Source organism: Streptomyces flavochromogenes (assembly GCF_000717595.1).
Classification (GTDB): domain Bacteria; phylum Actinomycetota; class Actinomycetes; order Streptomycetales; family Streptomycetaceae; genus Streptomyces; species Streptomyces flavochromogenes.
The window spans coordinates 378,991-388,664 of record NZ_JNZO01000002.1 but is presented as its reverse complement, the minus strand read 5'-3'; the positions used below and the strand labels follow the sequence as shown (position 1 = coordinate 388,664).

At 74.2% G+C, this 9,674-nt stretch carries 8 protein-coding genes; 6 read left to right on the top strand and 2 right to left on the bottom strand.

The window, feature by feature from the left end; translation table 11 throughout:
• From IF00_RS0103795 to IF00_RS0103780, 4 genes are all read left to right on the top strand, one after another.
• Nucleotides 1-1,072 (top strand): terpene synthase family protein (locus IF00_RS0103795; RefSeq protein WP_209439729.1); only part of this gene is annotated, 1,072 nt, incomplete at its 5' end.
• Nucleotides 1,073-1,124: 52 nt separating this feature from the next.
• On the top strand, nt 1,125-2,027 hold the full coding sequence (locus IF00_RS0103790) for an oxygenase MpaB family protein (RefSeq protein ID WP_051819784.1): 903 nt from the start codon (nt 1,125-1,127) through the stop codon (nt 2,025-2,027).
• A 5-nt stretch (nt 2,028-2,032) separates the two neighbouring features.
• Nucleotides 2,033-3,112 carry a cysteine synthase family protein gene (locus IF00_RS0103785; protein ID WP_063740623.1) on the top strand — a complete coding sequence of 360 codons (1,080 nt, stop codon included), beginning with the start codon at nt 2,033-2,035 and terminating at the stop codon, nt 3,110-3,112.
• Complete coding sequence (locus IF00_RS0103780; protein WP_030314161.1) at nt 3,109-4,140, top strand: ornithine cyclodeaminase; 1,032 nt, start codon at nt 3,109-3,111, stop codon at nt 4,138-4,140. Before IF00_RS0103785 ends, IF00_RS0103780 begins: the two co-directional genes overlap by 4 nt.
• 158 nt (nt 4,141-4,298) lie before the next feature.
• Here IF00_RS0103780 and IF00_RS0103775 read toward each other — a convergent pair whose 3' ends face one another.
• Nucleotides 4,299-5,453, bottom strand: a complete 1,155-nt coding sequence (locus tag IF00_RS0103775; protein ID WP_030314159.1) for an acyl-CoA dehydrogenase family protein — start codon at nt 5,451-5,453, stop codon at nt 4,299-4,301.
• Nucleotides 5,450-6,580, bottom strand: a complete 1,131-nt coding sequence (locus tag IF00_RS0103770; RefSeq protein WP_030314157.1) for a CaiB/BaiF CoA transferase family protein — start codon at nt 6,578-6,580, stop codon at nt 5,450-5,452. The genes IF00_RS0103775 and IF00_RS0103770 overlap by 4 nt, the downstream gene beginning before the upstream one ends.
• Before the next feature lie 246 nt (nt 6,581-6,826).
• Between IF00_RS0103770 and IF00_RS0103765 the strand changes: the two genes are divergently transcribed.
• Together IF00_RS0103765 and IF00_RS0103760 are read left to right on the top strand one after the other, a co-directional pair.
• Complete coding sequence (locus tag IF00_RS0103765) at nt 6,827-8,515, top strand: class I adenylate-forming enzyme family protein (protein ID WP_078944523.1); 1,689 nt, start codon at nt 6,827-6,829, stop codon at nt 8,513-8,515.
• 64 nt (nt 8,516-8,579) lie between these two features.
• Complete coding sequence (locus IF00_RS0103760; RefSeq protein WP_030314152.1) at nt 8,580-9,623, top strand: LLM class F420-dependent oxidoreductase; 1,044 nt, start codon at nt 8,580-8,582, stop codon at nt 9,621-9,623.
• The last annotated feature ends 51 nt before the right edge of the window (nt 9,624-9,674 follow it).

Below are 9,674 nucleotides of genomic sequence, written 5' to 3'. Positions count from 1 at the left end.
CACCCCCCGCGCCCTGATCCCTGCACCGCGACTCGAAACGACGGGTGACACCGTGTCCCTGCGCATGCCGCACATCCATGTGGAGTTCCCTCCGGAACTCAGTCCGTACGCCGACCGGGCGGAGGCCGGAGCCCGGGCCTTCGTGTCCCGCTTCGGCCTCGCCCCCGACGAGGCCGCCCGCCGCCACCACGAGCGCTCCCTTCTCGGCACCCTGATGGGCAGGGCGTACCCGCACTCCGGTGCCGGGGAGCTGCAGCTCGTGACCGACTGGATCAGCTGCATGCTGGTCCTGGACGACCAGTTCGACGAGACCTCCCTCGGAACGGAGCCGGAGCGCCTGCGCGAGGTCTGCGACGAGGTGCTCGGCTGGTTCACCGAGGACGGCTCCGTCGACGACGACCCCGCCCCGGCGGCGCACTCCCTCACCCAGGTGTTCCGCCCCGCCTACGCGGACCTGTGGCGCCGCACCGCCCCCCTGACCTCGCCGGCCTGGCGCCGGCGGCTCGCGGCGCACATCGGGGCCTTCTTCGACACCTGCGTGTGGGAGTCGGAGAACCGGCTCACGGGCCGCGTCCCCGGCCTGGACGAGTACATCGCCCACCGCGGCCGCGCGCTCATGCCGTACCTCGACCTCATCGAGGTCACCACGCACTTCGAGGTGCCGGAGGAGATCTACACGCTGCCGGCGTTCGCCGAGATGAACGCGGCGCTGTCGGACGCGGACCTGTGGACCAACGACCTGTTCAGCTGCGAGAAGGAGGCACTGCTCGGCGACCCGCACAACCTGGTCCTGGTCCACCGGCACGCGCACGGCACGGACCTGCAGACCGCCGCGGACGCCGTCGGGGAGATGGTCCAGGGCCGCTTCGACCGTTTCACCGAGCTCAGTTCCACCTTCGCGGAGCGCCTGACGCCCGCGCAGCGCGCGCTCCTCCCGGCGGACCGCCTGGAGCGCCACGTCGCGGGGCTGCGGAGCTGGCTCACCGGCCAGCTCCAGTGGCGCTTCGAGACGCTGCGGTTCGACCCCACCCGGCCCGAGGTCACCAGCGCCGCGGGCTCCACCCCGCTGTAGGCGCGCCCTCGACCGGCTTCCCCCACCGTGACCCACCGTGAACGGGGTACGTATGCGAGACCGATACGCGACACTCAGACATCTGGAGACCCTCGACCCGAAGGCGGACCACCAGGAGATCCATCGCATTTCCTCCGACCGCGAGTTCCCCTGGGACTACGGCCGGGGGCTCGAGGTGGCGATCTGGCGCACCTGTTGCGTGCCCGCCATCTCCGACGTCCTCGACGGCAGCGGCGAGTTCGCGCTGCGCGCGCAGAAACGTTACGACGACACTCGGATCCTGCTCGGCGAACTGGTGCGCGGGGGCTACGACTCCACGCGCGGGCGCCAGGCCATCCGGCAGATCAACCAGGCGCACCGCAGGTTCGACATCGCCAACGAGGACATGCTGTACGTCCTGTCGACCTTCGTCTTCGAGCCGGTTCGCTGGATCGACCGCTGGGCCTGGCGGCGGACCTCCGAGACGGAGCGGCTGGCCGCCTTCTACTTCTTCACCGGGGTCGGCAAACGGATGAACATCCGTGAACTCCCCACCGACTACGACGCGTTCGAGCAGTTCAACCGCGAGTACGAGCAGGCCCGCTTCCAGCGGGCCGCGAGCAACCACCGCGTCGGCACCAACATCCTGAACCTGTACGCGTCCTGGTACCGGCGCCCGGTCAGCGACGTGGTCGCGGCCACGCTGCCCTGCCGGCTGGACGCGCCGGCGCTGGACGCCCTCGACCTGCCCGCCCCGCCCCGGTGGGTGCGGGCCGTCCACCGCGCCGGGCTGCGCGGCCACGCGGGGGCCGAGCGCGTCGCGCCGCGGCTGATGGCGCGGCTGATGACCCGGCCGACCGCGCGGACGTACCCCGGCTACCCGCACGGTTACGACCTCGCCGACATCGGTCCCCAGGGGACCGTCCCGCCCGTGCGGCAGCAGCCGACGGCCCGTGTCGACAGCCTCAAGGACTGAGCACCATGACCGAAACCACAGCTCTCGCCGCGCCCTTGGCGGCCATCGGCGACACGCCCCTGCGGCCGGTCGTCGTCCCGGTCGGCGACCGGACCGTGCGGATCTGGCTGAAACTGGAGGCCGAGAACCCCTTCGGGTCGATCAAGGCCCGTACGGCGGAAGCCCTGCTGAACGCCCTGGAGTCGAGCGGGGCGCTGCGTCCGGGGATGCGGGTGGTCGAGTCGACCTCCGGCAACCTGGGCGTGGCGCTCGCCGGGCTCTGCGCGCAGCGCGGCTACCGCTGCACGCTGGTGGTCGAGCCGAGCACGCCGCCCGCCAGCGTCGCGCGGATGCGCGAGTACGGCGCCGACGTGGTGACCGTACGCGAGGTGCCGGGCGGCCGGACCCTCGGGGCCCGGCTCCAGACCGTGCGGGAGATCGTGGCGACCGGCTCCGACGCCGTGTGGACCAACCAGTACGAGAGCCCCGCCAACCCCGGGGTGCACGAGTGGCAGACCGCCGCGGAACTGATGAAGGCCGCACCGGACGGCCGGTTCGACGCGGTCGCCGTGGCCGTGTCGACGGGGGGCACACTGGCGGGGATCGCGCAGTTCTTCCGCGACCACGCCCCGGACACCCGGGTCGTCGCGGTCGACGCCGTGGGGTCCTCGGCGCTCGGCGGGGCCCCCGCCGACCGGCCGTTCAAGCTGATGGGCTTCGGCTCGGGACAGGTGTCGGGCTTCGTCGAGCCGCACCACGTGGACCATGTGGTGCGGCTGACGGACCAGGCCGCCGCCGCGGCCTGTGCGCTGGTCGCCCGGCGGACCGGGATCTCGCTCGGCGGCAGCGGCGGGGCCGCGGTGCTCGCCGCCGTCTCCCGGGCCGTCCTCGACCCGTCGCTGCGGGAGATCGCCTGCGTCTGCCCGGACAGCGGGGAGAAGTACCCGCAGCTCCGCGACGCCCCCGCCGACGGCGGTCCCGGCTGCACCCGGGAGATCCGCGCGGCCCTGGACCTGCTGGACGGGGTGCGTGCGGGGGAACCGCCCGCGCCCACCCCGCCGAACCGGCGGAAGCTGCCGAACCCCCGGAAGGGAACGCACCGATGACCTCCCACGACGACACGACGCTCACCTATCTGGACAGCGCCGACGTGGCCCGGCTCTGTGACGGGCTGCCCGTCGCCGACCTGGCGCACGACACGCTGCTCGCCTACCGGCGCAAGGAGGCGGGGCTCACCCCCGAGGCCGCGCTGCGCTGGACCACCCCGTCCGGGGCGTCGGCGCGCAGCCTCATCCTGCCCGGCTGGGCGGACGGCGCCTACGGCTGCAAGATCATCAACGCCTCGCTGGGGAACCGGCTCCTCGGCCGGCCGCGCGCCGCCGGGCTGGTCGTGCTCGACGACCCGGAGACCGCGCGGCCGGTCTGCATCATGGAGGGCGGCCGGATCAGCGCCCTGCGCACGGCCGGCGTCTCGATCGCCGCTCTGCGCGCCGTACGCGACCTTGCGGCCGTCCGGCGGGTGGCCTTCCTCGGCTGCGGCCGGCAGGCCGAGGTCCACCGGGAGCTGCTGGCGAGCGCCTGCCCCGGCGTCGAGGAACTGTTCGTGCACGACCAGGACGCGGACCGGGCCGAGGAGCTGGCCGCCCGCTGGCGCGCGGCGGACCCGGCGGTGGCCGTCACGGTGACCGCGGACGCCCGCGCCGCCGTCGAGCGGGCCCAGGTGACGGTCGCGGTGACGACGACCACCCAGCCCTACGTAGAGCTGGACTGGGTGCCGACGGGCGGGACCTTCGTCAACGTGTCCCTCGACGACGCGGCCGAGAGCCTGCTGCTCGGCTGCGACCACCTGTTCGTCGACGACTGGGAGCTGGTCGTCGACGACGACCACCGGCTGCTGGGCAGGCTGGCCCGGGCAGGCCGCGTCGCCGGCCCGGGGACCGACGCCCCCGCGGGCGGCCGGTCGGTGGACGCCTCCCTGCCGGAGCTGTTCGCCGGCGACTACGCGCGGACGGTCGCCGAGGACGACCGGGTGGTGATCAACCCGTTCGGCATGGGCGTCCAGGACATCGCGCTGGCCGCCGCCGTGTACGCGCGGGCCGTCGAGCAGGGCGTCGGCCTCTCCCTGGCCCACTGATCCGGGGGCTGTACGGCGTCTCCCGTCGTACGGCCCCCGCCGATTACAGTCCCCGCCGTACGGCCCCGCCGCTCGCGGTTCCCCCGCCGCGTCCGGCCCCTCATGACCGTGGCCCCGCCGGTTTCCCGGCGGGGCCACGGTCGTCCCCGGGGACGGGGTCAGTAGGACTTCGGCAGCCCCAGGGTGTAGTGCGAGACGAAGTTGAGGATCATCTCCCGGCTCACCGGGGCGATCCGCGCCACCCGGGAGAGCGTCAGAAGCGAGGCGAGCCCGTACTCGGTCGTCAGGCCGTTGCCGCCCAGGGTGTGGATCGCCTGGTCGACGGCGTGGGCGCAGGCCTCGGCGGCGGCGTACTTGGCCATGTTGGCGGCCTCGCCCGCGGCCATGTCGTCGCCCGCGTCGTAGAGTTCGGCGGCCTTGCGGGTCATCAGCCGGGCGAGTTCCAGCTCGACGTGGATCCGGGCGAGCGGGTGGGCGACGGCCTGGTGGGCACCGATCGGGGACGACCACACCTGCCGGGTGCGGGCGTAGTCCACGGCCTTGTCCAGGGCGTACCGGCCCAGGCCTGCGGCGAACGCGGCGATCATGATGCGCTCGGGGTTGAGCCCGGCGAACAGCTGCTGGAGCCCCGCGTCCTCCTCGCCGACCAGCGCGTCCGCCGGCAGCCGTACGTCGTCCAGGACGAGTTCGAACTGCCGCTCGGGCGCGCTGAGTTCCATCGGGATCTCGCGGTGGGCGAAGCCGGGGGTGTCGCGCGGGACGACGAAGAGGCAGGGCTTGAGGCGGCCGGTGCGTGCGTCCGCCGTCCGGCCCACGACCAGGGTGGCGTCGGCCTCGTCGACCCCGGAGACGAAGACCTTCCGGCCGGTGAGCAGCCAGTCCGCGCCGTCCCGGCGGGCGGTGGTGGTCAGCCGGTGGGAGTTGGATCCGGCGTCCGGCTCCGTGATGCCGAAGGCCATCCGGGAGGAGCCGTCGGCCAGCCCGGGAAGCAGCCGGCGCTTCTGTTCCGGGGTGCCGAAGCGGCTGATGACCGTGCCGCAGATGGCGGGCGACACCACCAGCATGAGCAACGGGTTACCGGCCGCGCCGAGTTCCTCCATGACGAGCGACAGTTCGGTGATGCCGCAGCCCCCGCCGCCGTACTCCTCCGGCAGGTTGACCCCGAGGTAGCCGAGCCGTCCCGCCTCCGCCCAGAGCTCCTTCGGGGAGCGCGGGTCGGGACCGGTGTCGCCCCGGCCGCGCGCGAACGCGGCGACGGCCTCCCGCAGCGCCCGGTGCTCGGCGCTCTCCGCGAACGCGCCGCGCCCGCTCATCGGTCCAGCTCCGCGAGGATCTCGGCGGTGTGCTCGCCGTGCCCGGGGGCGGCGCCGCGCAGCGAGTCGAGTCCGGCACCGAACAGGACGGGAAAGCGGACCTGCCGGCGCGGCTCCTCGGTCGGCGACCCCGGCAGGGTCCCCACCAGGTCGCGGGCCTCGACGTGCGCGTCGGACAGGAACGCGTCGGCGGTCTCGTACACCGGCGCCCAGGGCAGATCCAGTCCGCCGAGCGCGGCGCACCACCAGGCCAGGTCGCGGCGGGCGAAGACGCCGGTGAGCAGCTCCCGGACCCGCCCACGGGCCCGGGTGCGCGCCGCGCGGCGGTCGTAGGTGTCGTCGTCCAGCTCGGGGAACTCCCCGGCGAAGGCGGTGCGGAAGGTCAGCCAGAACTTGTCCTCGAAGGTCGCGAGCGCGATCCGGCCGCCGTCGGCGGCGGTGAAGACGTCGTTGTCGCCGGTGACCAGGGGGCTGTCGGCGGGGTCGGGCAGCGTGCGCAGAGGCAGCGCGAGCGGTCCGGCCCAGGCGGCGGCCGCCTCGTGCAGCGACACGTCGAGGTGCTGGCCGTGGCCGGTGACGCGGGCGGAGGCGACCGCGACCGCGGTGGACAGCGCGGCGTACATCGCTCCGGCGAGGTCGGCGATCCTCAGGCCCACCCGGTCGACGCGCTCGCCGGGGCGGTGCGGCACGGCGAAGAAGCCCGACAGGGCGAGGAAGTTGAGGTCGTGACCGGGCCGGGAGGCGTAGGGGCCGTGCTGTCCGAAGCCGGTGATCGAGCACAGCACCACCCGTGGGTTGGCCTCGCGCAGCCGCGCGTACCCGAGGCCCATCGCGTCGAGGACGCCGGGCCGGTGGCTCTCCACCACGGCGTCGCTGCGCTCCACCAGACGCAGCAGGGTGTCCCGCCCGGCCGGGTCGCGCAGGTCCAGGACGAGCGAGCGCTTGTTGCGGTTGAGCGCCGCGAACGTCTCCGGTTCGACCAGCCTGCCGTAGTCGCCGCCGTCCGGGCTCTCCACCTTGACCACGTCGGCGCCGAGGTCGGCCATCAGCACCGTGGCGAATCCACCGGGCAGCAGCCGCGAGAGATCGAGGACCCGTATGCCGTCCAGGGCCGGCCAGCCCGCCATCGCTTCCACCTGCGACTCCTTTCGCTCCCGCGGCCTCCGGTCGAGGGCGGGCACAAGCGGGCGCACGTTACCGGCGGCCGGACGTCCGGCCCTGGACGGGATCTGCACGGCTCCTGCCTCCCTCGTCCGGTTCCCTCCCGCGAGGGAACGGCTTCCAGCCGCCGGGGGATCCGGCGCCGGGGGCCCGCGCGGTGGGATGGGACCAGCGCCGGACGGACCGGCAGCCCACCGCCGAGGAGAGTCTCCATGCAGGTCAGCACCGCACCGGCCGCACCGCGCACCGACACCCCGCACGCCGACGTTCCGCACATCGACACCCTTCTCACCGAGTCGCTCCGCCCCGCGGACACCGGGGCGCCGCTCTCGGACCACACCGTCGGCTCCCTGTTGCGCGAGGTCGCCGCGGGCCGGCCGGACGCCCCGGCCCTGGAGTCGGTCCCGGACGACGGCGGCGCCCCGCGCCGCTGGACGTACGCCGAACTGCTCGCCGAGGCCGAGAGCGTGGCCGGTGGACTGCGGGAGCGCGTCGCGCTCGGCGCGCGGGTCGCCCTGTGGGCGCCGAACGTCCCGGAGTGGCCGATCGTCGCGTACGCGGCGGCGCTGGCCGGGGTGACGCTGGTGACGCTCAACCCGGCGCTGCGGGCCGGCGAGCTGACCCATGCCCTGCGCACCTCCGAGGCCGAGATGCTGATCCACGCCGACGCCGTCCGGGGTTACGACATGGCCGGGACGGTACGGGCGGTGACGCCGGACCTGCCGGGTCTGCGGCACGTCGTACCGCTGGCCGCGTGGGAGTCGCTGCGGGGTGCCGCGCCGCTGCCCTCGCAGGAGGAGATCGCCGCCGTCCCGGCGCAGATACAGTTCACCTCCGGCACCACCGGCGACCCGAAGGCGGTGCTGCTCTCGCACCGGTCCGTGGTCAACGTGGCCCGGCTGACCTTCGAGGGGCTCGGCGTCCACGAGGGCGCGACCGTGGTCTCCCCGCTGCCGATGTTCCACACCGCCGGCTGTGTCATCTCCTGCCTGGGGCCGCTGTGGAGCGGCGGCGTCTTCACCCTCCTGGAGCGCTTCGACCCCAAGGTCCTCTTCGAGGTGCTGCGCCGATCCCCCGACGCGGTGCTCACCAGCGTGCCGACGGTGCTGACCGCCCTGAACGACGTGGCCCGCTCCGCCGACGGCGCGCCGGCCCGGCTCTCCTCCGTCCTCACCGGCGCGGCGCCGGTCCGCCCGCAGCTCATCACCGAGACCGAGGAACTGTTCTCGACCACGGTGTTCAACCTGTACGGGCAGACCGAGCTGGCCTCCGTGGTCACCCTGACCCGGCCGGACGACACCGCCGAGGACAAGACCAGCACCGTCGGCCGCCCGCTGCCGCACGTCGCGTGCAAGATCGTGGACCCGGACACGGGCCGGGTGCAGCCGCTCGGCGTCCCCGGCGAGATCTGCGCCCGCGGCTACCAGCAGCTCCTCGCGTACTACGGCGACGCGGAGGCCACCGCACGGAAGGTGGACGCGGACGGCTGGCTGCACACCGGGGACCTCGGTTCGATGGACGCGACCGGCGCGGTCCGGATCGAGGGCCGGCTGAGCGACCTGATCATCCGGGGCGGCGAGAACATCGCGCCCGGCCCCGTCGAGTCCTTCCTCAGCACGCTGCCGGGCGTCCGCGACGCCCTGGTGGTGGGGGTGCCGGACGACCGGTGGGGCGAGATCGTCGCCGCGGTGCTGCTGCCCGCCGCCGACCGCCCGGAGGGCCCGGACGTCGACGAGTGCGTCGCCCGCTGCCGCGAGCAGCTGTCCCCCCACAAGATCCCGGCCCGCTGGTACCTCGCGGACGGGCTGCCGCTGACCGCCTCAGGGAAGATCCAGAAGTTCCGGGTCCGGGAGCTGATCGCCGAGGGCGCCCTCCCCCGCCTCGACGCACCGCGTGCCTGACGCGCGCCGCCCGATCCCGACCCTGACCTCCCGTCACCCCGTCGACGCACCCCGGAGCCCCGCCATGAAGATCTCCATGCAGCTGAAGTACGACACCGACATCGTCGCCGCGGCCGGCCAGGTCGCCGAACTGGAGCGGGCGGGCCTGGACCTGGTCTGGGTGCCGGAGGCGTACGGCTACGACGCGCCCAGCTTCATGGGCTTCCTCGCCGCCCGCACCGAGCGGATCGAGATCGGTTCCGGCATCCTCTCGGTGTTCAGCCGGACGCCGGCCCTGCTGGCGATGACCGCCGCCGGCGTCGACGCCCTGTCCGGCGGACGCTGCCACCTCGGCCTCGGTTCCTCGGGCCCGCAGGTCGTCGAAGGTCTGCACGGGGTGCCGTACGCCGCGCCGGTGGCCCGGACCCGGGAGACCATCGAGGTCATGCGCGCCTTCTGGCGGCGGGACGAGCCGGTGCGCCATCAGGGGTCCACGATCACGCTGCCGCTCCCCGAAGGGCAGGGCACCGGCCTCGGCAGGCCGATGCGGCTGCTGACGCCGCCGGTCCGCCCGTCCGTCCCGGTCTGGGTGGCCGCGCTGGGCCCGAGGAACGTCCGGATGGTCGCGGAGACCGCCGACGGCTGGCTGCCGCTGTTCTTCGTCCCCGAGTGGTGCGACCGGGTGTGGGGGACGGCGCTCAAGGAGGGCGCCGCGGCCCGCGGGCCCGAGCTGGGCCCGCTCCAGATCTCGGCGGGCGGTCTGCTCGCGATCGGCCCGGACGCCGAGCGGGCCCGGGAGCTGGCGCGCGGCCAGCTCGCCCTGTTCGTCGGGGGCATGGGCGCGCCCGGCCACAACTACTACTACGACCTGGTCAGCCGGTACGGCTATGCCCGTGAGGCGGAGACGATCCAGCGGCTGTTCCGGGCGGGCGACAAGGCCGGGGCCGCGGCCGCCGTGCCCGCGGCGCTGCTGGAGGCCACCACGATCTGCGGCACGGAGAGCTATGTGAGGGATCGTCTGGACGCCTACCGAGAGGCCGGGGTCACCCATCTCCAGGTCGTGCCGGTGCCGCAGGAGGGCGAGTCCGAGGCGACGGTGGTCTCCCGCCTGAAGGACCTCGTCGGCTGACGGACCTCGTGGACCGACGGACGCCGTCGGCCTCCGGCGGACCGGGGCCCT